Genomic DNA, 22018 nt, shown 5'->3' on the forward strand with positions numbered 1-22018 from the left:
AATAAATAAAAAAGCCGCGATCAAGTTATTGACCGCGGCTTTTTTATTCATCGACGATTAGAATATCTTCTTATTGCCAAGTCTTTTCACCTTTTTTCATTTTTTGTAAGGTCGCTACATATTCTTCTTTTTGGGTAGCATCTGTGATAAGTGAAATTGCTTTTTCTTGCGTTTTAATTGCTTTTTCTTTTTCTCCAAGGCGATACAATATGTTTGCAAAAGTGTCTAGATACATCGGCGCATCCTTTTCTTTCTCATTGGACAATTTACTCCATTCCGCTGCTGCTTTTAAACAGGCAGGATCATTGCAGTTTTCAAAAATAGACCAAGCCATGTTGTTCAATTCCGCTGCTGTGATGGTCGCCCCGTATTTTGCAATATATTTATTGAAGCTATCTCTTAAGCCCGGGTAATTTTTGGTATAACCGTAATAACGTGGTTGCATTTCGAGACTTGCTTTTTCTGTATTGACAGTTGGATATTTTTGCGCCAATTCTTTTTCTATGCTTGTGAAATCAACCGTTTCCTTTGCACGGATTTTGGTATTTACGGCGTTACTAACCAACAGCTGGGACAAGAAGTCATTTGCTTTTACTTTTTCACTAACGGCGTCAAATTTAGCAGGGTTATCTTTGATTAAATTAAAAGCCTTAGAATCGACAACATTCGCCGCCGAAAGTAATAAACTGATATTCTCCTTTGTAAAGATTTGATCTGTAGTCAAGGACGCTAATACGACTCCTTCCGCTTTTGCCTGTGTCTCTTGATCATAAGCTTCTTTGGCTGCCATAGCCATACTTTTGGCAATGTTTACATTAGTTGGGTCGGCATTAAATTTTGCTAATAGCGTTTCATATTGTGTATTTGGATCAAGTGATTTTTGTGCTTTCGCTATAAAATCGTCCGCTTCACCGCCACCAACGATACGATGCACAAGGGTACCTTTTGAATCAAAGATCAGAAAAGTTGGGTATGCCCTAACTTTATAATCTTTGGCAAAACGGTCAGCCTCTTCGTACCATGATTTTACATCTTCATTATCATTCTTGGTTTTATCCATCTGAATTTTTGCATTGATAAACTTTGCATTGAAGAAATCACCTACTTTAGCTTGTGGGAAGATAGTACTCGACATATATTTACAAGGGCCACACCAGGTTGTAAAACAGTCTACAAAAATGAATTTGTTTTCTTTAGCCGCTTTTTCTTTAATCTGACTCCAGTTGAGCCCATGCTCAAATTTGACTCCCTCGCTTTGCGCAAACAGTAGGGTCGGAATTAGAAATAGCATTAAAATCAATTTTTTCATAATGTTGGTATTTTAGATTTTTAATTTAATCGTTCGCATTGGTCGGGATAAGGTTAGTTCTCCCAAGTTTTTATTCCTTTCATCATTTTGTCCAGTGTTTCTTGATAGATAGGACGATCGTCCTCACTGGCCATTTCAATAGCTTTGTTTTGCCACTTTATGGCTTTTTCTTTTTCTCCTTTCTTATAGAGTAGGTTTGCATAGGTATCCAAGAATGCACTGCTTGGATCTTCAATGATGGATTTCTTGCTCCAGCTTAACGCGGATTCAATACATGCAGCATCGCTACTATTGTTAAAAATAGTCCAGGCAAAGGTATTTAATTGGTGTGGAGTAAAATCTTCTGACGAAAGGTAATCATTGATCGTATTCTTCATGGCGACATAATTCTTCACCTGAAGGTAGTAGTGTGCTTTTATCTTCTTGAACATCGGAACGAAATCGACGTCTGGATATTTTGCAGCAAGTTCATTTTGATAACTATCCCAGTTGGGTTCATGTTTGGCATCTATTTTAATCTGAAATAATTCGTTGACGACAACATTTGCCAGGGTGCGGTTGGCAATACCCGGTGACTCTAATAGAATATCAATTTTCTCTTTATTGTTGCGAATAAGATTGAAAGCTTTTGAATTGGTGAATTTGGCAGCCGCCAATAAAATATGGACATTTTCTTTTTTGAATAGTTCATCCGTGCCCAATGAATTTGCTAGGGTATTTTCTGCCTTTCGTGCTGTATTTTCATCGTAAGCGATATTTGCTGCTTTCAGCATCTGCTTGGCTGTGTAAATATCTTGAGGTCTTTTCTCGAATTTTTTTAACAGCGTGTAATACTGTGTTTCGGGATAAAGGCCATCCATCACATGACCGACAAATTCGGGAGCGTCACTTGCACCGACAATCCGGTGTACCGCTTGCCCATTGGGATTAAAGATAAGAAATGTGGGAAAGGATTGAATATTGTATTCATTGGAAATAGCACGCGCATCGGCATACCATTTTTTGACATTGGCATTGTCGGACTCTGTGGAATCCATTTGTACCCTAACACTAATGAAGTTCTGATTAATTGGCTGCCCCACCTGCTCTAAGGGAAAGATCTCATTGCTCATATATTGGCATGGGCCACACCAGGTTGCAAATAGCTCTACGAAGATAAACTTGTTCTCAGCTTGTGCCCGCTCCTTTATTTGTTTCCAACTCAACCCTTCTACAAATTTCACCCCCTTGGTCTGGGCCTGAGCCAAATTCCCGAATAAAATTGTAAGGCATAATGCGATTATACTTCTCATACTCACTCAACAAAAGATTCATAATTATGTTTAAGTTATTAAATTAATCTGAAAACAAAAACACCTCTGAAGTATTAATTTCAGAGGTGTTTTCGTGGACTGATAAATCGCTTATTTGATATTTATCTTCGATTTTAAATCTTTTGTTAGACCGTCTTTATGTAACATCAAAGAAGTTGTTTTATAACGTACAAATTCTTTTGACGCATATAAATAACCATGATAGTCATTTGTTGTGCCCCAAGAGTTTTTAACGATGTAATACTCTTTTCCGTTTTGATCTTTTACAAGACCTACGATATGCATGCCGTGGTCATCTGTAGTTTGCCAGTTGTCGAAAGCTTTTTGTCTTTCTTCCGCTGTTACTTTTAACTCTGGTTTAGGACCAACGAACATCGTTGACTTTTCCTGATCTGTCATTTCCTCGAAAGGTTTTTCTGGCACATAAGCTACACCGTTTTTCCAAGAAAAACCTTTTTCTGATACGTCAGTTGCCCAAGCTACAGTATAGCCCTTTTGTAACGCATTGTCAATGATGTCCGTTAAATCGTTCATCTTAACATTATAGAAACGGTCGAATGACCAGTTGTCAGGAATCAACAATACGAATTGGCTATAGTATGGATGGTCAGTTACCGAAGCAATACCAACGTAATCATCCGGATTGATACCGATTACCTGATCTGCAAAAGTGCGTGGTGTATAAGATTTACCGTTGTAATCAAATTTCTCAGGTACTTCTCCAAGATAAGAATCCATCGCTGCGGTATATGCTTTCTCCCAGTTTGGCGTTAATGTTTTGCCTTTTACTACTGCTCCTAACATCGCATCCAACATATTTGTCATTTCACCAAAGTTGTTACGTGTAGTGCCGTAGTGAAGACCTGTGTAAGCAGATTGCGGCATTGTACCGTATTTACGGAATGAGTTCAAAACATCATGGAATTGACCACCTTCACCCAATGATAATCCACCATGAAGGCGTACATAAGTACGAGCTTTGTCTAAGTACGTATTGCGCGCAGTATAAATTTGGGAGATCTCAACTGGTTTTTTACCCATACGGATCATCTCTGACTCCAGGAAAGAATTACCTGAATAAGACCAACAAGTACCTGATGAACCTTGGTTTTTGATGGATGTATTACCTAGATTGATAACTTCAGTAAATGTAAATCCAGATTTGCTATTGTCATTTTGATTTGCTTTTAGTGCATTGATCAAATTGTCCTGTGCTTGTACTTGGAACGAAGCTGCGAAAAGTGAAGCAGCTAGTACAATCGTTTTATTCCAATTCATTGTTAGTATTTTGTTAATTTAGTGTGGTGCTAAATTAAATAAATTAAATTTAGTAAGGTAAATTCCTATGTAAAATAATTGTTCTTAAAAATCTACTATTTTTTTGCTAATCTTTTGTTGGAGAATAGGATATATAAGAAATGTTAACATCAAATAGAAATGGTCAGAAATTTCTTTCTGACCATGGTGTTTTGTATCGTTTATAATTTAGCGCTGATTACCGGTGTTTTTTGTCGAACGATGACCACCGGTAGCTTTTCAATAATCGCTTAATCGGCCGGTGAAGGCTTTTTTGGAAAAAGCAGTGAAGCAATAATACTCAATGCAAGTATGCTGACAATAACAATCAATGAATGTGTTGTTGTAAAACCTACTTCGGCCAACCAGTGATGCAGCAGCATCTTTAGACCAATGAAGACCAGCAAAAATGCTAAACCTACTTTGAGGTATTGGAATTTGTGGATAATATTGACCAAAAGGAAAAACATAGACCGCAATCCAAGTATGGCAAAAATATTGGAGAAAAATACAACATAGGCATCTTTGGTAACCGAGAAAATTGCAGGGATAGAATCCACAGCAAAAATCAAATCCGTAAATTCTATGACCAGTAATACAAGAAATAGTGGCGTCATATATTTCACTCCGTTCTCTACATGGAAGAAGTGCCCGCCATCTAATTTTGGTGTTACCTTAAAGTATCGGGAAGCGAATTTAACAACTGGGTGGTTCTGTGGATCTACTTCTTCTTCCTGGTTACGGTTGATAAACATTTTTACCCCTGTAAAGACCAGAAAAGCACCAAAAACATATAGAATCCAGCCGAATTTAGCAATCAGGGTAGCGCCAAGGAAAATAAATAAAAAACGCATAATGATTGCGCCCAAAATCCCCCATACCAAAACTTTATGGTAATAGCGCTCCGGAATACCAAAAGAAGTGAATAATAATACCATCACAAAGATATTATCTACGGATAAGGCATATTCCACAACATAACCGGTGAGATATTCCAGGCCAAGATTTTTGTTGTAGAGCTCGAGACTCGCCGCTAAATCACCCGGAATGATTTTAATATCGTGGTGGTGTTTGGTAATGATTTCCTGAAGGTGGTCTAAGTCATGGATGTTGTGTAGTTCAAATCCATAGTGACGAAGAAGCCAATAGAAACCCAATGAGAATAAGACCCAGATGGCGCTCATGATGCTAGCCATCTTTAGGCTAACAGGTTTGTCGCCTTTGGAGAATAAGCCTAGATCTATTGCTAGCATAAGTGCAATAAAGATGAGGAATCCGCCAAAAAACATTAATTCGTGACTCATTTTATTTTTTTCTTTCTGTTGTATATTTTACCAGCTGCTCCAACCCCGCTTTGTATTCACTGTCGGGAAAGTCTTCCAAAATCCGGAAAGCGTCTTGTTGGTATTCCAGCATCTTATTTGTAGCGTATTCGAGCCCTCCGCTCTGGCGGACAAAGGCAATGACTTCGGCCACTTTGTGTGCATCCTCATTATGGTTTTTAATCAAATTAATGATCCTACGCTTTTCACTTGAAGTTACTTGATTCAAGGCATAGATTAGCGGTAAGGTCATTTTCTTCTCTTTGATGTCATTGCCGAGCGGTTTGCCGACATCATCTAACCCAAAGTCGAACAAATCGTCCTTAATTTGAAATGCAATTCCGATTTTTTCACCAAATTGATGGAGCTTATCTATTGTTTCCTGATCTGCATTGGAAGAAGCCGATCCACAGGCACAGCAAGACGCAATCAGCGACGCTGTTTTCTTCCGTATGACCTCAAAATAAATAGATTCTTCAATATCCAGTTTACGGGCCTTTTCGATTTGAAGCAATTCACCTTCGCTCATCTGATCCACAGCTTCCGATACAATTTTTAACAAGTGATAATCCTGATGTTTTACAGAAAGGAGCAGGCCTCTAGACAGGAGAAAATCACCCACCAAAACAGCTATTTTATTTTTCCATAATGCATTGATGGAGAAAAAACCTCTGCGTTCATAGGAATTGTCCACCACATCATCATGTACGAGTGAGGCGGTATGCAACAATTCTACGAGAGCAGCTCCTCGGTAAGTGGACTCATTAATTCCGTTGCATATACCAGCAGAAAAGAACACAAACATAGGCCGCATTTGTTTGCCTTTACGTTTGATCAGGTATTGTGTAATACGATCCAACAAGGGGACGGAGCTTTTCATTGAAGCTTTGAATTTTTTTTCAAAAGCCTCAAGTTCGTGGGCAATAGGGCGTTGGATCTCTCTTAATTTTGACATGAATTGGGGTGAAATACCAAAATAGTTAAAGCTTAAAGATAGTGATTTTGTTACAACTCTTCGACTGCTTTCTCAAGATTTTTGTACCATTCTTCACCATAGGTGCGGATGAGAGGATCCTTTAAAAATTTAAATACAGGTACCTGTAATTCTTTGCCAAATGAGCATGCATCTTTACAGATATGCCAACGGTCATAGTGAAGTACGTCGAATTCGGGATAATGTGTTGTCCTGATAGGATAGAGGTGACACGACACGGGTTTGCGCCAATGGACTTCGCCAAGTTCGTACGCCTTTTCGATAGCGCATTTTGTAATGCCATTTTCCCAGGTCACATAGGCACATTCTTTATTCCCATCGACACAGGTGGTCGTTAGATCGCCATCAACATCGACAACATACTTCCCTTGCTCTTCAATCGCTTCAATACCTTTCTCGGTCATATAGGGTTTTACTTTGGGATAAATCTCCTCTAATATAGCCTTTTCACTCTCCAATAAAGGGGCGCCTGAATCGCCTTCAATACAACAGATTCCTTTACATTTTGATAAATTACACACAAAGTCATTGTTGATTAGATCTTCGTGCACCAGTACATTTCCTACTTCAATCATTCTAATTATTTTGAGTAGCTTGCTTTTTGTCCCAATTTGTATTTTAATCCACTGGCTTCGAGTAATTCTAATGTTACCGAGCCGATGAGAATATCTACATTGGCTTTGACCGGAATACGGTTGCCATCATTGGTTACCCACAGATAAAGCTTGCTATTTTTTTTAAAGATACGTCCCGGTTTAATCTCAGGACTGAATTTGAGACATTCTAAAGTGCCTAATTCTGTTTTTATTTTTTCTATTCCAATATATTGTATGCCTAAGGTGGCAATCTCATCATTCAAAAAATAAGTCAGCTTAAAAGATTCTCCTGGTTTAACAGTCGACAGATCTAGATTACGGGCAAAATAATAGGAAGAAAGCAAGTCGAAAGTCTGATCTACCTTCGAGTTGAAAGTCCCTTTATTACCTACAACACTATTTGTCTCCTGGTTGAAGCGTACCTTATCATTCCGTCTATATCCTCCTTCACGAATGTTCTCTGTATAATAATACGGTAAAAATGTTTTGCTGTTGATATACGAATTGTATTCATTTCTTACGGTATATATCGCAAAGGCGCCAGCTGTTTTGCCGGCAGCATATAGATGAAAGGAAGGGTTTCCAGCTCCGTCCTTGGTATCCTCAACGGTTAATGTCCCTGTTGCGGCTGAAATAAAGCCATAACGGAGTTTATATTTTAATTTCTCACCACCTTTAAATGCCGATTCTTTTAAATGCGGTAAATCTTGAGCGAAAGCAGTACTTACGATAACGGATAAGTAAAGGAGCAAAGTCGATATAAGTTTCATGTACGTAAGTTTACGAAATTTGTTTGAAAAAGAAATGTTAATTTCATTCAAATAAATTTAACTTTTGGAGTTAATGAGACGTTCATGGACGATGACTTATACTTAATTCTGAGCTGATTTATTTAGGCTGTGTCCGCTTAAATACGGGGACCGTAGAACAGGGTTCACCGTACATAATACTTTTTGCAACCTTACTTAGTTTTACTGTAAACTGTACAAATGTAGACTCTGGAATAAAAGTATCGCCACAACCTTTCACAACGACACGTTGATCCCGAAATTGTTCCATGTCGATCTGTTCAATTGCCGCAGCATACTGAATGCGTAATAACTCTTCTGAATCCCCAAAAATAACTGTCGTTGCATAGGGCTCCAATTTGTTGGCCAATAACATATAAGCCCAAGTCGGAACAATGGCATCGGCAGTACACGTAATGGCGACATGTTTACCCGCGTATTGCGACCAGTCGTGTGTCTTAATGAACTCGCGGAAGTCCTTTTCTTTAAGAATCAAGCCATGGAAGAGATTATCCTTAATATCATATACTACATTGTCTGCCTTAGGATGGTAGTTGGCCAAGTCAACTGTGACTAACCCACTTTGCGCAACTTTGTTGACAATATTTGTTTGAATATCCATATTTACATCAAAAAAAAGCCGGACGATAATTCGTCCGGCTACAAATTTACTTAAAAATCTTTTAAAAGAATTTCACTCTATTGTCAATGATTTCAGCTTTGTCTTGTAATGCGCGGAAAATAGATCCCCAAGCGCGTTGTGCTTTTGCTGCAAGCATTTGTTTCTTTTGTCCGTTGATATCCGAAATAGCGGCAGGATTGGTAAAACCATTTACTTGTACAACATATACACCTGTATTACCTTCAATAGCTTTGGAAGGTTTGTTTGGCTGTAGTCCAAAAACAGTACCAACTACTTTGTTTTCTAATGCAACACCAGGGATAACTGGATTTGCGAAGACAACATTTTCAACGTGAATAGCTGCTTTACCAACTTTTTGTGCAACTTGATCAATAGAAGATGTACCTGCTAAAGCCTTGTCAAATTTATCTTTCAAGATTTTAGCTTTAACCATATTTCTTACTGCAGGTTCAATATCTTTCTTAACAGCATCCAAGGAAAGGGTTCCTTTAGGCTGTATGTCGACCAGGCTTGCTAAGATATAAGAGGTTTCAGTCTCAAATACTTTGTCTGAAATCTCACCTTTTTTCGCTTCGAAAGCCCATTTGATTAAATCACGCGGAGCTTCGGCACCATCTAGTACATTGTCCATCGCTGTTACGCGTGAGGCTGTTTTTGCTTCTAGACCAAGTTTTTTCGCTTCCTGAGCAAAGTTCTGTGCTGTAGCTGCAGATAAGAATGCTGTCGCTTTGCTATGCGCATTGTTCAACGTTTCTTTCCCACTGTTGATCACTTTGTCAATGATGGCAACTTTAGCATATTTTGAACTACCTGATTGTTTCTCAATTTTAATGACATGGACACCATATTGTGATTTTACAACTTTGATATCGCCTGTTTTACTTTCGAAGATGGCTGTCTCAAGATCTGGTGCCATACGGCCTCTTGTTAAAGTACCCAGCTCTCCACCATTCGTTTTGCTCTCTGGATCTTTGCTGAACTGAACGGCCAATGCTGCGAAATTGTCTCCTTTTTGAATCAAACCTTTGATAGAATCTGCTTTCGCCAATGCTTTATCCATTCCACCTTCGGCAGCAGGATCCAATAGGATGTGTGATGCTTTCACAGAGTCAGGGCTTACGATCGTCGAAACAACTTTTGCGATTTCAAATGCATTGTTGTTTAAGAAAGGTCCAACTGTTGTTCCGGCAGCGACATTGAATACAACTGAATCCAATGAAGGACTCAATTGTCCTTTTTTCACATAAGTAAACGGAAATTTGTTGTCTGAATTGATCGAAGCAAATAACGAGTCATCTTTAGCAACGATTAAATCTTGTTTCAATTTGTTGATCGTCTCTTTTACGGCCAATGAATCTTTCGCAAGAGGTTTTGCATCCACCATTACGTATTGAATCGCACGTGTTTCCTCTTGTGTTTTGAACATGTTTTTATGTTCATTATAATATTCTTGGTAATCTGCATCAGTCAATTTAGCATCAGCATCTTTAACAGAAGCGTAATCTAAAAGAATGTATTTGAAGTCTGCAAGTTTATTACGCTCTTGGTATTCTTCGTTTGCTTCCAAAGAAGTAACATATACGCTATTGGAAAGCAATTCGCCATATTTGCTGCTTAAACGCTCATCTCTAACGCCTTTCAGTAGTTCTTCCCATTGTTCAGCCACTTGTTGGTTACCTGATGTGTTCATTTGGGTGATAAAAGCACGCAGTTGACTCGGGTCAAATTGTCCTGTTTGTGGGTTGGTGAAGGCTTGAACGATTTGAGGCGAAGGGTTGTTACCTTGCACTAAATCATTTAATTCGTCTTTACCGACAGTCAAACCAATTTTTTCAATTTCCTTTTTCAAGATCTCTCTTGACAAAAATTGATTCCATACTTGTTGAACAGCGTAGGTCCGCATTTGAGGGGTGACTGCACCGCCCATTTGTTGTTTGAACATTTCCTCTGTTTGTTCAACTTGCTTACTGAACGCAGGATATTCAATTTCAGTTCCGTTGACTTCCCCTACACGATTTTGATGTCTCGCCCAAAAAGGAGCTCCCCCTCGAACGACATCGCCTAGTAAAAATGCTAAAATTGCGATAGCCATAGCCGCGGTCAAGATGACACCAGCTTTGTTACGCAAAAAGCCCATTAATCCCATAGTCTGCTTATTGTGTTTATATTGTGTAAATACTTGTATTTCGTTAATTTATGCATAGCATAGCAAAATGCGGTGCAAGATACAATTTTTATAAAAAAAAACGGAATATTTTCCTGAATGTAGCAAAACAAATTTGAAAACTATTTGTATAAAATGTAGTTTTTTGTTCTCTTCTAGTTCAAATGATTCGTTTTGAATAACTTAATCGTGTAAATAAACAGTCTGGAGCCATTGTATCAGTTCCATAGCTGCATTTAAACCAAACCGGAATCTGGTTTATGGCCCACGATGAGCTATTTACCTAGCGAAGGGAAGAGGTTGTTGTTGGTAATGACCGTATACCCAGTTGCATTGGCTATATTGACATGTTTAAAATCTTTGTCCGAAGTAAATGATGAACCTTGTAAGTTACCGCGATTATCTCGAAAGAATGCCGTAATGGGAACATGATTATAAAAGGTCATCTTGCTGTTGCTATCGGCTTTACTTTCGTCATAGATAATCTCTTCTGTTTTGATGACAGAACCGTCGGCCATCGTTACCACCACATTTTTTGTAAAGGTGGTCGTCTTTTCTTTTTCCCTTCGGATGGCATGGTCGGAAGTGATTCGCTGGGTTTCCTTTAAATTGTCGTCATAAAAGATGATTTTTATGCTTTTTGGAAATTCGTATACTTCGGTGCTATCGTGTTTGATACGCATTTCGGGCGCTGTGAGATTCGCTTTTACCCGTGCGGAATCGCTATAGATAATATCGACATGACGTGAAATGTCGACCGCCTCTTCCTTTTTCATGTTGGCAAGGCGATCCACCTCTTTGAGGTCCGGTTCGCAAGAGGTCAATGAGAGCGCCCCTAGTAAAGATAATATTACTAGGGGCGATATATTTTGGAATATGGATGAAGCAAACGTCTTGCGTACCATCGTATTAATTAATCTAAAGGAGGTTTTCTAAACCAGCGGTCATTTAGGGTAAAGCCAATATTAAAGTTAATATAACGCTCACGTAGGAGGTTATTGCTGATTTTGCCCATTTGGCCAAATTCTGCAGAGAAATTTATTTTAGAGAAGGCCCCTGAAAATTGATTTCTTGCTAATGGCAAACCTACGCCTACAGTAACCGCCATATCGTTGATATTCTGGTCGCTTAAGAAATATTGTGTTTTATTATACCTGAAACCAACTCTATAGTCTACTTGGTTCAAATATTTGAGCGAAGTAACATCTGGTGTAATCTGACCGCCAATGGCTACGCCATAATTCTTTCGTAGTTCGTTTTCACCCGCTCTTGTCTGAAATCTTGACCAATCGGCATATTTAAAATCGGCCCCTACCAACCAGCGGTTATTACGTGCAAGAGTAATACCTACATTGTGTTTCAACGGAAGCGTCAAATGCCTGCTGCTACGGCCAGAAACATAGGTACTATCCAAAGGAATGTTTTGATTGTCTGGATCCGTTGAAGGTGTAATTCTTGTATTAAAAATTGTTGTTCTTTCTTTGATGTCATTATTTAGCGATCCTGAATAACCAACGATCAACGAATATTCTCTATTTAAAGGTTGTTCGTACTGTAATCCATAATCAAAGATAATTCCTTGGATTTCGCGCTTATTTTGTTGTTGCGTATTTAATGCTCCGGATGTAGGCAAAAACTCTACACGGCTATAATCATTTAAGGTTCCAAATAGATAAGACATATTGGCACCAATACTCAGACCTTTTACAATGCGTACACCCCAACCCGCATAGGCTTTAGTTAAACCACCTTCGCCCGTGAATACTTTCGTATAGGGATCAGAATTGACTGTTCCACTTGAAGATGTCCGATAGCCTATATCTGAGTAGGGAAGGATACCCAAGCTGATACCGCCAAATCGTTTCATTGGGAAAGTCATCGTGATGTGGCTAAAGGCAAAGTCAGCAGTATTATCGGATCTGGTCGTCGAATTTAACTGCGTGTAATTCCCGTATAAACCAGCATCAAATGTTGTAAACTGTGTTGCAGAATAAGATGCAGGGTTGCTTGGGTTGGTATTGTATACACCATTGATTCTCCGGATAGCGGTATTGACACCTCCCATGCCTCTATATTGTGGCAATAAATCTTCACGCATCTGACCAAGTCCAAATTGAGAATAAGGTGATGCGGATGTCGTTTTTTGTGCAAATGCGGTAGTAGAACTAGCTAAAATTCCACCTGCTAACAACAGTTGGAGTGATTTATTTCTTAGAGAGCTTGTAAAGCGTTTCTGCATGGTCAATCTATAAAATTGAGAAACTAATGTTTATTTAGTTTTAGTGAAATTTTCGAGTTATCTGACTCTTATATTAAATGTTCTTTGCTTTTAATCGCATACAAAACTATTCAATTTTTGCGAGCTTGTTAAGCCGATTTTGTTAAAAAAGGTTAAACACTTATTGTACAGTAGTTTAGAAAAACTGAAAGTAGATTATGGTAAGTGTTATGATGGCGTATACGACTTCAAAAAACCATTTCTTTTTGGCATAGGTGAAATAATAAGCCATATAAATAGCGATAGAAGGGGCACAAAGTAAAAAATGGGCCTCCGTTAGTTTTTTATTCCAATAAAACGAGACGATCGCTAGGCATAACATAAAAAACAACAGTTGAAATGACTTGCGAATATGCACGACACTTTTGAAAAAATTGTCTTTCAATACCAAAAGGAAGAGTATTAACGTAAAGATTACCGGGACGAGTACCAGATAATCGACTAATTGAATGCGAATAGCAGTAGGGAATTTGTAGGTAAACGGCAGCCAAATGGTATAAAACTGCTGCATTTTACCCATCCATAGATAGATAACCGCTAAGATGAAATAAACTGTTGCCAGGCCAAGTAAAGGGGTGATCCACTCACGCCAATTGAAGGGCCTAAAAATGAGTAGGCCTATCCACAATAGGAAGAACATACTCAGAAACGGGAAGTAGATCAGACTTCCTATACCTACAATCATACCGAGATCAAACATTTCGGCTTTAACATCTGTCTGCCGATAGAGGGAGAGCAACTTGCTTAACATCCATATCGAAATAAAATTACAGATCAGGGTCGGGGACAGTACCAAAAATGGTAAAAACAAGCTGGCCAGTGACATATACATCAAAGCCACCAAAAAACTGGGTTTGCCCAGCAGGTTAAAATGGCTTGTGATGCGATTGAGTATCGTTGCTTGAAAAATCGTCAAGATCAGTGTGATAAAAACATTGGTCGAAGGAGAGAGGTTGATTAAGTTATTTTCTCCTAAAAGATTCCCCAAGGCAGGTTCAAAGATTACAGAATCAAGTTTGTCCGGAAGGTGAAGAAATATGCCTAAACATAAAACAAAACCCACGAGGGATAGAAATAAAATATTGATGGGTGAATAATTTCTAAACTGACTTATAATCATTGTATGCGATCAATAAAATGCTATTTATTCTTTTTTTCCAATTTGCTGATACGGCGATCGAGCAAGAAAAGGAAGAAAGCCAAACCTAAAAAAATGACCAACATGACCAATACAACAACGTAGATTTTACCTTCGCTACGCAATCCAGTCGCCATCTCGACATCATCTTGTGCAAATGTGCTCAAAGTCGATAAGAGTAGTAAGGCGATTGACAATGTTATTTTTTTCATTTGTTTAAAATATTATTCGTGTCGTTTTCATTGTTATACATGATTCGATACACGCTATTTGATTTATGTAATATCCTGTTTTTTATTGATTGGGCTTTACCCGATTTCTCTATGATAGAAATAGAGGATTGTATTAGCCGTTCAATTCTATGCGTTCAAATCTTTCTTTTCGAGCAAACGTACTCTATAGCGGAGTGAACAGATCCAAGCTGCAATCATTGGCCAGCCAATCATTGCTGCATAAAATGTAGGACGTAGCTCGCTGCTCATTTTTAAATCGCCAAAGGCAGCGTTTCCACCACTTCCGGGGTGAAGAGAGTCTGTCATCTTTGGTAGAATATAAAGTAGCACGATGATAATTGGAAATGCAAAGATATTGTACACCGCAGATATTTTTGCTCTTTTTTGCTCTTCTTCCAGCGCATTACGGAGTACCAGATAGGCCAGATACATCAGTGTTGCTATTGCAGAGCCATTAAGCTTCGGATCGTTTGGCCAGGGTTCTCCCCAGGTGATGTTTGCCCAAAGCATGCCTGTCGCAAGTCCAAGAAAACAAAATGTTATTCCGGTATTGACAGCTTCAATGGCCATTAAATCATACTCCTGTTTGCCCGTATTGAGGTATTTAATACTGTAAATAACGGAAACCAGGTACATAACGAACATGGCAGACCACATTGGGACATGAAAATAGACATTTCGTATGCTTTCGTGAAGGATGAATAGGCGGGGAACAGGTCCTAAAAGACCATTGATAATGACTGCACAGATAATCATTACCGCTAATATTTTCCACCATTTTTTTCTCATGGATAAATTGAATTTAGTTTGTTCTCAATTCTGACACTTAATCTCGCCAAAGGTACGGAAATAACAACAAAGAAATAGTGATGGTGATTACATTAATTGCAAGTAATACGATTATTTCTTTGCTGCTGGAAGCCCTTTCCAGGCCTTCTATTGCATTGCGGGACAGCTTGATTAATACGATTAACAGCGGGATAATGGCGGGGAAACTCAAGATGGCCATTAGGGTGCTATTGTTGCCTGCTTTGGAGCTGATCCCCGAGATCATGGTAAAAACAGTAGCAAAACTTATGCTGCCCAAGATGACCGAAATGAAGTAAAGGGTTGGATCACCGACAGGGTTCCTGAATATTGTCGAATAGACAAAATAGGCAATGACCGCCAGCAGAGTCATCATCATCATATTGTAAATGACTTTCGCTAAAATGATTGCTCTAGGGTCGATCAGTGAATAATAGTAAAGTTGCCGGTTTGGGTTTTCTTGGACGAAGCTTTTGTTGATTGCATTGATCGAAGCGAAGAGCATAATGATCCAGAATAATGCATTCCAAGTAGCCGTATCAACTGATTTGAACGCTTGATAGCAAACGAAAACAGTTGATACGACATATAGTAGAATTCCGTTAATAGCATATTTTGAACGCCATTCCAGAATGATGTCTTTAAGAATTAAAGTTTTTACCTGTTGCAGCAAAGTCATATGCAGCAAAGATACAAATGTATTTTGACCACGAGAGTGACCAAAACCATCAATTCTTAAAAAAGCTGTTTTTTTACTTATGCGTTAGAAATTTTGGACTTTGCAGCATCAGTTGTATTGTCGATTTTGCTTGCCAAATTTTGAGCGGCATTATTGGCGTGGTCCAAAGCTTCTCTGCCGGCTTCTTTTGCTTTGTTTTTCAGTGCATCTGCATCATCTGAAGCTCTGCTGAACGCTGCTTGTGCCTTTGATTTCAAATGGTCTAGTTCAGCCGAAGCTCTGTTGGCTAGTTTTTGTGCCTTTTTAGCTTCTTTTTTTGAAAGATCTTTCAATGACTTAGTTAAGCTTTTAATGCCATCATTTGCACGATCTAATTGTTTTTTTCCATCATCAGTTCCTAAAAGATACCATGCAGCAGCTCCCGCAGCTAATCCTACCAAAGCAAATGCCACTAATCCATTTTTGCTATTTTTCATAATTCTTCTATTTTGTTATATATTCAAATGATAATCAAGTATGATACCAAATGAACAATCACAGGGTGAATTTGTTTAAAAAGAATCAATAATTAACAAAATTTTACATATCAATTTTCTGCTGCTTTGACTGCAGATTATACAGATGCTGATAGAGACCGCTTTCTTTTTGGAGCAGTTCAAAGTGAGTACCGCTTTCAGATACGATTCCATTTTCGACAACGATAATTTTATCGGCATCAACAATGGTCGATAGTCGGTGTGCAATAATGATCGAGGTGCGTCCACGCATTAATTCTTCCAATGCATCCTGTACCTGTCTTTCTGACTCTGAGTCTAAGGAAGAGGTGGCTTCGTCCAGAATAAGAATTGCAGGGTCTTTTAACAGTGCACGGGCAATGGCAATGCGCTGGCGCTGACCACCGGAGAGTTTAACGCCACGTTCACCAACAATGGTGTCATAGCCTTCAGGGAAATTTAAAATAAATTGATGCGCGTTGGCACGTCTCGCAGCTGCTATAATTTCATCTTCTGTAGCCTCGAGCTTACCATAAGCTATATTTTCACGAATTGTCCCGCCAAATAACAAAACATCCTGTGGTACGATAGCGACCTGGTTGCGGATATCACAAAGCTCAAAATCGGATGCCGGCCTGTCGTCGTAACTTACTTCCCCTTTTTTTGCTGTGTAGAATTGTAGAATCAATGAAGCTATTGTTGATTTTCCGGTTCCACTTGGGCCAACTATGGCGATTTTATCACCCGCATTGGCTGTAAAGTTGATGTCTTTCAGGATTTCAATATCGGGACGGCTTGGATAGGCAAAGGAAACATGATTGAAGCTTAGTTTACCAGTCATGGTTTTGTGGACTTCCTTGCAAGTAGGTTTCACATTGAGATTTTCTTGTGGCTCATCCAAAATTTCCAAAATACGTTCACTCGCTCCCAAAGAGCGTTGGATATTGGCATATAGCTCAGGAAAACTGCCCATAGAACCTGCTACAAACATCGAATATAGAATATAGGTCGTTAGGTCGCCTACTGTCATTTCATGGATAGAAACTAATGCTGCTCCATACCAGATAACTGCGATCACTGCACCGAAAATACAGAAGATAATAAAAGAGGCAAAAGCACCTCGGAAGGTAGCTCCTTTGACCGCTAATTTCACGACTGAATCCATCTGATTACTGTAACGGTTGAATTCGAAATATTCATTCACAAAGGCTTTTACGTTGCTTATCCCTAACAATGTTTCCTGAACAATACTATTTGACTCGGCCATTTTATCCTGTGCCTGTCTGGACAATTCGCGGATGAATTTTCCGAAAATAATAGCAGCCACAACAATGATCGGTAAAATACAAAGGTTCATGAGCGCGAGTTTGGGGGATACCCAAACCAAAAGAAATACACCAAAACAAAGACTAATCAACTGTCTTAAGATTTCAGCCAATGTTGTTGTTAACGTATCCTGAATCTGTGAAAGGTCTGCAGACAAGCGGCTGTTTAATTCGCCAACACGGCGATTGGCGAAAAATTCGATTGGTAATGAAATGAGTTTGAGGTAGGTGTCCTTGCGTAATGCGGATAGTGTACGTTCAGCAATCTCAACAAAGATTCGTATACGAAAAAAAGAGACGACTGATAGAAAAGACAGAATAATAAAGGCAATTCCACCAATATAATAGACGTGTGGTGCAAGCCATGGATAAGTTTGCTTGCCTTGCGCAGCATCAATCATAGCACCAAGCAAAGCCGGAAAGGCGAGCATGGCCAAACTGGATAATACCAAGAAAAACATGCCGACCCCAAATTTAAGCCGATAAGGTTTTAAATAGGTCATCAATTTAGATGCTCTCAATAGGAGCTCCTTATTCAATTTTGGTTTTGGTAGATCTTCTTCTTGTTTATTACCGCTGTTGAATCCTCTTGCCATATCCGCTACTTCAAATTTTGTTGCGAGGACAAATGTAAAGAGATTAAAAATATATTGCTATCATACTTTAGTCAATTTTTGAATAGAATCGTACTTTTTCTGATTTAAACAGCTGTTTTAAGTAGCTTTTCGTTGTGCAAATGCTTATTGCTGTGATGCTTTATCCTAAATTTTGTTGTTTCGGAGCTGTTTGTTGCGCTTTAAATTTATAGAGTATATATCCTAATACGGCGATAACAAGTAAAGCGATATAGAGGAGGATGTTGCTTAGCGGTAGATTTCCGGATGTTTTCTCTCCCTGTGCCCGCAGCTTTTCGTTTTCTTTTTGAAGTTTACTTATGGTACCTATATAGGCTGATACTTGCTTGTCGTAATCTGTTGCCAATTGTTGGTATTTATCTTTTTCAAAATCTTTGATTTTCAATAGTTTTTGGGTTTCCAGGAAAATGTTGTTATCTGTGATGACGATATCTTTAAGGATATCGATGCTCTTTTGCATGTCACCTTTTGATTTGAAAAGACCAAAAAGTCCTGTTTTTTGTGTGAGGCTCGTGTCATAAGCCCCGAATTTCTGTTGACGGGCATCGAGTAGGTCATTTACACGGCTTCGTTGTACCTCAAAAGAGCTGAAGTCTGGGTTGTTTTGCGACTTGGCCTGTCCAAAGAAGCAAAAAAGAACGGTGATTGGAAGAAGGAATCTTAAAAATTTCATCATGTATTTGGACGATCTATTTATCAAATGTTTAGTTTAAACTAACGTTCATGGTAAAATTTTATTTTGCCATAAAGCTACATCTACAAGTTTAGCCCTACGATCAGTTTGACCAAGGAAAAAAAATGGAGCGAAAGCACTACAGATGAATTTATGAAATTAATCTTTAAATTCTATACGAATTACATTGGAATCATCATCATGAAGTCCGAGTAGCTGGCTTGCATTGCCTTTATTGATGGCGATTTCAAGGTAGTTGGAAATACCAAATAAACAAAGTTTCTCGCCTTCTCCTACTTCGTTGTAATGCCAGGAAAGGTTGGTAATGGTTTCATTGCGTTTGAAATAAAGGACAAAATGACGTCCTTTTTGAACTTTATTGAATAGATCTTTCGAGATGTTGGTAATGGCATTGCCGAAAGCATCCACATAAATGACGTTGCCTCGGATCATGTCTTTATCAAAGATAGGCTGCAAAGTTACTTTTTCGATGAGCTGTTGCATTGAAGTTCCGATTTCTTTCAGTTTGCCTCCCTTGGCAATATGACAGGCGGATTTAGAAAGGATATCTGCGAGCGGAAAGTGAAGATACCGAAGGTCTTGCATTAAGTTGAGCTCATAGAGTTCCTGAGGTTCATTGCCATTCAGCAATAGACTGAAAATACCATTGTCGGCACCGACGAAATAATGATCGTTGTATTTCATGCCGATATATTTCGACTCTTCATGAAACAGGGTGTTAATTCCGATAATGTGTACGGTTCCTTTAGGAAAATAATGATAAGCGTTACCTAATACAAAGGCCGCCCGAGGGATATTGAATGCTGGAATTTCGTGGGTAATATCAACAATATTGGCATCGGACAGCTGCGATAAAAGACTACCTTTTAACGCGGCTTGATAAAAATCTTTGTGTCCTAAGTCTGTTGTTAATGTAATTACTGCCATTATAATCTAAATCCTAGATCGAATTGCTGTCGAATTCCCTTAAATATACCCTTAAATTTATCTAAATAGTGGACAAAATTACTATTTATCAGATGATTTATAAAGCTAATTGGATAACTTATTTTGAATCTGTCTTTTTTCGATTGATATACACAAACATAGCGAAGATTTTATGTATAATGAAATCTTTGTGCCCCTTTGTGGGCTGTCTCCATACGCTTCTAAATCATCGTCGTTTGTACGCTGTATCTTCTTGGTTGTTTCGTTAGAATACGTTAATTTTGAATAGTATTATACAGGAACGATAGTGTGTAATGGCTACAATCTAATTAATTCTAAATAGGATAAAATTTGAACGAATTACTAATTGCATTAGATGGTCTGAATTTGCCCATATTATGGGGAGCAGACAATGAGCACTTCGATTATTTGAAGAAGCAATTCCCAAAACTGCGGATTGTAGCTCGCGGAAGTGAAATGAAGGTGTTGGGAGACGCGAAGGAATTAGATCTGTTTGAGCAATCGTTTAAGGAAGTCATGGCTCATCTGGAGAAATTTAACAACATTACTTTATTGGATTTTGAAAATCTCCTTGGAGCAAGTGCAGGTTCTGCTGTTCAACAAGAAAAAGAACTTGCGGCCAAACATGCAGCCTTTGGATCCGAACCGATCGTGTATGGACCTAATGGTCTTATTGTACGTGCACGTACGGCTAACCAGCGGAAGATGGTGGATAGTATTTCGAAAAATGACATCTTATTTGCTATCGGACCGGCGGGTACAGGAAAGACCTATACGGCGGTTGCATTAGCTGTTCGAGCACTTCGAAATAAAGAAATCAAAAGGATCATTCTAACAAGACCAGCCGTAGAGGCCGGCGAAAATCTCGGTTTTTTACCTGGCGACTTAAAGGAGAAGGTAGACCCCTATTTGAGACCGCTCTACGATGCATTGGACGATATGATTCCAGCAGAGAAGCTAAAAGGTTATCTGGAAAATCGGACCATTGAGGTCGCTCCTTTAGCATTTATGCGTGGGCGAACACTTGACAACTGCTTTGTGATTCTGGACGAAGCTCAGAATGCAACGGATATGCAGCTGAAGATGTTTTTGACACGTATGGGGCCGACGGCAAAATTTATCGTTACAGGTGATATGACACAGGTAGATTTACCGAAAAAAAATCAATCTGGATTGTCTACTTCGATTCGTTTATTGGAGAATATCGAAGGAATAGACATTATCCACCTCAGCGGTGGAGATGTGGTTCGGCATAAATTGGTTCGCCGCATCCTCGAAGCGTATGGTGATATTTAATATTAAAAGACAAATCGAGCCGAGCGAGCTCTTAAATAAATGCGCTGCATTTATGAATGCCATTAAACGCAGTCATAAATGAACAATTACTTACATTTGAATTTTACTTTGAACATGAATGCTATAAAAGAAACAAATTTCAATTTCGAAAATCAGACTGCTTTTTACCGAGGAAAAGTACGTGACGTGTATACGATTGCCGATACTTATTTGGCGATGGTTGCCTCAGATCGTATTTCGGCATTTGATGTGGTACTTCCACGTCCTATACCCTATAAAGGGCAGGTGTTGAATCAAATTGCAGCCAAATTTTTAAAGGCTACGGCTGATATTATTCCAAATTGGGTCGTATCTGTTCCGGATCCAAGTGTTACTATCGGTCAAATGTGTGAGCCGTTTAAAGTAGAAATGGTTATTCGGGGTTACTTGTCGGGACACGCTTGGCGTGAATATGCTGCAGGCAAACGTGAAGTATGTGGTGAGGCATTGCCAGAAGGACTGAAAGAAAATGACAAATTGCCTGAGCCAATTATTACACCGACAACAAAGGCTGCTGTTGGACATGATGAAGATATCTCACGTGCCGATATCTTGAAAAAGGGTATCGTAAGCGAGGAAGATTATATTCAATTGGAGCAATATACCAAAGCATTGTTCCAAAGAGGTACTGAAATTGCTGCGCAAAGAGGGCTAATTTTGGTGGATACAAAATATGAGTTTGGAAAAAAAGATGGAAAAATTGTGTTGATCGATGAGATTCATACACCAGATTCTTCCCGTTATTTTTATGCAGAAGGCTATCAGGAACGCCAGGAAAAAGGTGAGTCACAAAAGCAATTGTCGAAGGAGTTTGTTCGCAAATGGTTAATTGAAAACGGCTTCCAAGGGAAAGACGGTCAGGTCGTTCCGGAGATGACCGATGAGATAGTAGCTTCCATTTCTGAACGTTATATTGAGCTATACGAACATATCGTCGGAGAGAAGTTTGTGTACCCAGATCAGGAAAACGTACTGGAACGGGTGGAAAGAAATGTGGCAAACGCCTTGAAAACGCTAAATTATTAGT

The 22018-nt window shown here is 38.9% G+C and carries 21 protein-coding genes; 2 read left to right on the top strand and 19 right to left on the bottom strand.

The genetic code is table 11. The features are described from left to right. Nucleotides 1–70: 70 nt before the first annotated feature. The 19 genes from K2F45_RS03410 to K2F45_RS03500 form a co-directional block, all read right to left on the bottom strand. Nucleotides 71–1309, bottom strand: a complete 1239-nt coding sequence (locus tag K2F45_RS03410; protein WP_248933007.1) for a thioredoxin family protein — start codon at nt 1307–1309, stop codon at nt 71–73. A 53-nt stretch (nt 1310–1362) separates the two neighbouring features. Then, nucleotides 1363–2601 (bottom strand): thioredoxin family protein, encoded by a 1239-nt coding sequence (locus K2F45_RS03415; protein ID WP_248933008.1) that lies wholly within the window; start codon nt 2599–2601, stop codon nt 1363–1365. Between the two features lie 111 nt (nt 2602–2712). Continuing rightward, nucleotides 2713–3900: a C1 family peptidase gene (locus K2F45_RS03420; protein WP_120333595.1), complete on the bottom strand. Its 1188-nt coding sequence runs from the start codon at nt 3898–3900 to the stop codon at nt 2713–2715. Nucleotides 3901–4169: 269 nt separating this feature from the next. Further along, nucleotides 4170–5222: a TerC family protein gene (locus K2F45_RS03425; protein ID WP_075990971.1), complete on the bottom strand. Its 1053-nt coding sequence runs from the start codon at nt 5220–5222 to the stop codon at nt 4170–4172. A gap of 1 nt (nt 5223) precedes the next feature. Further along, a complete protein-coding gene (locus K2F45_RS03430) occupies nt 5224–6195 on the bottom strand; it encodes a polyprenyl synthetase family protein (protein ID WP_075990972.1) in 972 nt (323 codons plus the stop codon). A 50-nt stretch (nt 6196–6245) separates the two neighbouring features. Continuing rightward, nucleotides 6246–6809: a DUF3109 family protein gene (locus tag K2F45_RS03435; RefSeq protein ID WP_046672325.1), complete on the bottom strand. Its 564-nt coding sequence runs from the start codon at nt 6807–6809 to the stop codon at nt 6246–6248. Nucleotides 6810–6814: 5 nt separating this feature from the next. Beyond that, nucleotides 6815–7600 carry a DUF3108 domain-containing protein gene (locus tag K2F45_RS03440; RefSeq protein ID WP_070563318.1) on the bottom strand — a complete coding sequence of 262 codons (786 nt, stop codon included), beginning with the start codon at nt 7598–7600 and terminating at the stop codon, nt 6815–6817. Nucleotides 7601–7718: 118 nt separating this feature from the next. Then, nucleotides 7719–8240, bottom strand: a complete 522-nt coding sequence (locus K2F45_RS03445) for a DUF2480 family protein (protein WP_075990973.1) — start codon at nt 8238–8240, stop codon at nt 7719–7721. A gap of 61 nt (nt 8241–8301) precedes the next feature. After that, complete coding sequence (locus tag K2F45_RS03450) at nt 8302–10407, bottom strand: peptidylprolyl isomerase (protein WP_075990974.1); 2106 nt, start codon at nt 10405–10407, stop codon at nt 8302–8304. A gap of 293 nt (nt 10408–10700) precedes the next feature. Further along, a complete protein-coding gene (gene lptC, locus K2F45_RS03455) occupies nt 10701–11330 on the bottom strand; it encodes an LPS export ABC transporter periplasmic protein LptC (protein WP_248933009.1) in 630 nt (209 codons plus the stop codon). 8 nt (nt 11331–11338) lie between these two features. Beyond that, nucleotides 11339–12664, bottom strand: a complete 1326-nt coding sequence (gene bamG / locus K2F45_RS03460; protein ID WP_248933010.1) for a BamG family beta-barrel-assembly machinery protein — start codon at nt 12662–12664, stop codon at nt 11339–11341. A gap of 175 nt (nt 12665–12839) precedes the next feature. Further along, nucleotides 12840–13823, bottom strand: a complete 984-nt coding sequence (locus K2F45_RS03465; RefSeq protein ID WP_088160167.1) for a DUF6427 family protein — start codon at nt 13821–13823, stop codon at nt 12840–12842. 20 nt (nt 13824–13843) lie between these two features. After that, the gene (locus K2F45_RS03470; RefSeq protein WP_046672332.1) at nt 13844–14053 is read right to left on the bottom strand and encodes a CcmD family protein; all 210 of its coding nucleotides are present in this window, start codon (nt 14051–14053) and stop codon (nt 13844–13846) included. A gap of 147 nt (nt 14054–14200) precedes the next feature. Continuing rightward, nucleotides 14201–14863, bottom strand: coding sequence for a cytochrome c biogenesis protein (gene ccsA / locus K2F45_RS03475; protein ID WP_046672333.1), 663 nt, complete (start codon nt 14861–14863; stop codon nt 14201–14203). A gap of 37 nt (nt 14864–14900) precedes the next feature. After that, a complete protein-coding gene (locus K2F45_RS03480) occupies nt 14901–15560 on the bottom strand; it encodes a heme exporter protein CcmB (RefSeq protein ID WP_075990979.1) in 660 nt (219 codons plus the stop codon). Between the two features lie 77 nt (nt 15561–15637). Continuing rightward, the gene (locus K2F45_RS03485; protein WP_075990980.1) at nt 15638–16036 is read right to left on the bottom strand and encodes a hypothetical protein; all 399 of its coding nucleotides are present in this window, start codon (nt 16034–16036) and stop codon (nt 15638–15640) included. Nucleotides 16037–16139: 103 nt separating this feature from the next. Next, a complete protein-coding gene (locus K2F45_RS03490) occupies nt 16140–17975 on the bottom strand; it encodes an ABC transporter ATP-binding protein (RefSeq protein ID WP_075990981.1) in 1836 nt (611 codons plus the stop codon). A 160-nt stretch (nt 17976–18135) separates the two neighbouring features. Further along, on the bottom strand, nt 18136–18690 hold the full coding sequence (locus K2F45_RS03495) for a hypothetical protein (RefSeq protein WP_248933011.1): 555 nt from the start codon (nt 18688–18690) through the stop codon (nt 18136–18138). A gap of 156 nt (nt 18691–18846) precedes the next feature. Beyond that, nucleotides 18847–19635, bottom strand: coding sequence for an SAM hydrolase/SAM-dependent halogenase family protein (locus tag K2F45_RS03500; RefSeq protein WP_120333588.1), 789 nt, complete (start codon nt 19633–19635; stop codon nt 18847–18849). A gap of 351 nt (nt 19636–19986) precedes the next feature. Between K2F45_RS03500 and K2F45_RS03505 the strand changes: the two genes are divergently transcribed. Continuing rightward, a complete protein-coding gene (locus K2F45_RS03505) occupies nt 19987–20952 on the top strand; it encodes a PhoH family protein (RefSeq protein ID WP_046672338.1) in 966 nt (321 codons plus the stop codon). Nucleotides 20953–21066: 114 nt separating this feature from the next. After that, on the top strand, nt 21067–22017 hold the full coding sequence (locus tag K2F45_RS03510; RefSeq protein ID WP_075994626.1) for a phosphoribosylaminoimidazolesuccinocarboxamide synthase: 951 nt from the start codon (nt 21067–21069) through the stop codon (nt 22015–22017). Nucleotide 22018: the final 1 nt, after the last annotated feature.

This window comes from Sphingobacterium siyangense (genome assembly GCF_023277505.1).
Classification (GTDB): domain Bacteria; phylum Bacteroidota; class Bacteroidia; order Sphingobacteriales; family Sphingobacteriaceae; genus Sphingobacterium; species Sphingobacterium siyangense.

What these genes read in the sequence shown, in the direction of transcription:
- K2F45_RS03430 (WP_075990972.1), bottom strand. Translation starts at nt 6,195, where the DNA reads ATGTCAAAATTAAGAGAGATCCAACGCCCTATTGCCCACGAACTTGAG.
- K2F45_RS03445 (WP_075990973.1), bottom strand. Translation starts at nt 8,240, where the DNA reads ATGGATATTCAAACAAATATTGTCAACAAAGTTGCGCAAAGTGGGTTA.
- K2F45_RS03415 (WP_248933008.1), bottom strand. Translation starts at nt 2,601, where the DNA reads ATGAGAAGTATAATCGCATTATGCCTTACAATTTTATTCGGGAATTTG.
- K2F45_RS03440 (WP_070563318.1), bottom strand. Translation starts at nt 7,600, where the DNA reads ATGAAACTTATATCGACTTTGCTCCTTTACTTATCCGTTATCGTAAGT.
- K2F45_RS03410 (WP_248933007.1), bottom strand. Translation starts at nt 1,309, where the DNA reads ATGAAAAAATTGATTTTAATGCTATTTCTAATTCCGACCCTACTGTTT.
- K2F45_RS03495 (WP_248933011.1), bottom strand. Translation starts at nt 18,690, where the DNA reads ATGATGAAATTTTTAAGATTCCTTCTTCCAATCACCGTTCTTTTTTGC.
- K2F45_RS03470 (WP_046672332.1), bottom strand. Translation starts at nt 14,053, where the DNA reads ATGAAAAAAATAACATTGTCAATCGCCTTACTACTCTTATCGACTTTG.
- K2F45_RS03510 (WP_075994626.1), top strand. Translation starts at nt 21,067, where the DNA reads ATGAATGCTATAAAAGAAACAAATTTCAATTTCGAAAATCAGACTGCT.
- K2F45_RS03480 (WP_075990979.1), bottom strand. Translation starts at nt 15,560, where the DNA reads ATGACTTTGCTGCAACAGGTAAAAACTTTAATTCTTAAAGACATCATT.
- K2F45_RS03485 (WP_075990980.1), bottom strand. Translation starts at nt 16,036, where the DNA reads ATGAAAAATAGCAAAAATGGATTAGTGGCATTTGCTTTGGTAGGATTA.
- K2F45_RS03435 (WP_046672325.1), bottom strand. Translation starts at nt 6,809, where the DNA reads ATGATTGAAGTAGGAAATGTACTGGTGCACGAAGATCTAATCAACAAT.
- K2F45_RS03465 (WP_088160167.1), bottom strand. Translation starts at nt 13,823, where the DNA reads ATGATTATAAGTCAGTTTAGAAATTATTCACCCATCAATATTTTATTT.
- lptC (WP_248933009.1), bottom strand. Translation starts at nt 11,330, where the DNA reads ATGGTACGCAAGACGTTTGCTTCATCCATATTCCAAAATATATCGCCC.
- K2F45_RS03420 (WP_120333595.1), bottom strand. Translation starts at nt 3,900, where the DNA reads ATGAATTGGAATAAAACGATTGTACTAGCTGCTTCACTTTTCGCAGCT.
- ccsA (WP_046672333.1), bottom strand. Translation starts at nt 14,863, where the DNA reads ATGAGAAAAAAATGGTGGAAAATATTAGCGGTAATGATTATCTGTGCA.
- K2F45_RS03490 (WP_075990981.1), bottom strand. Translation starts at nt 17,975, where the DNA reads ATGGCAAGAGGATTCAACAGCGGTAATAAACAAGAAGAAGATCTACCA.
- K2F45_RS03450 (WP_075990974.1), bottom strand. Translation starts at nt 10,407, where the DNA reads ATGGGATTAATGGGCTTTTTGCGTAACAAAGCTGGTGTCATCTTGACC.
- bamG (WP_248933010.1), bottom strand. Translation starts at nt 12,664, where the DNA reads ATGCAGAAACGCTTTACAAGCTCTCTAAGAAATAAATCACTCCAACTG.
- K2F45_RS03425 (WP_075990971.1), bottom strand. Translation starts at nt 5,222, where the DNA reads ATGAGTCACGAATTAATGTTTTTTGGCGGATTCCTCATCTTTATTGCA.
- K2F45_RS03500 (WP_120333588.1), bottom strand. Translation starts at nt 19,635, where the DNA reads ATGGCAGTAATTACATTAACAACAGACTTAGGACACAAAGATTTTTAT.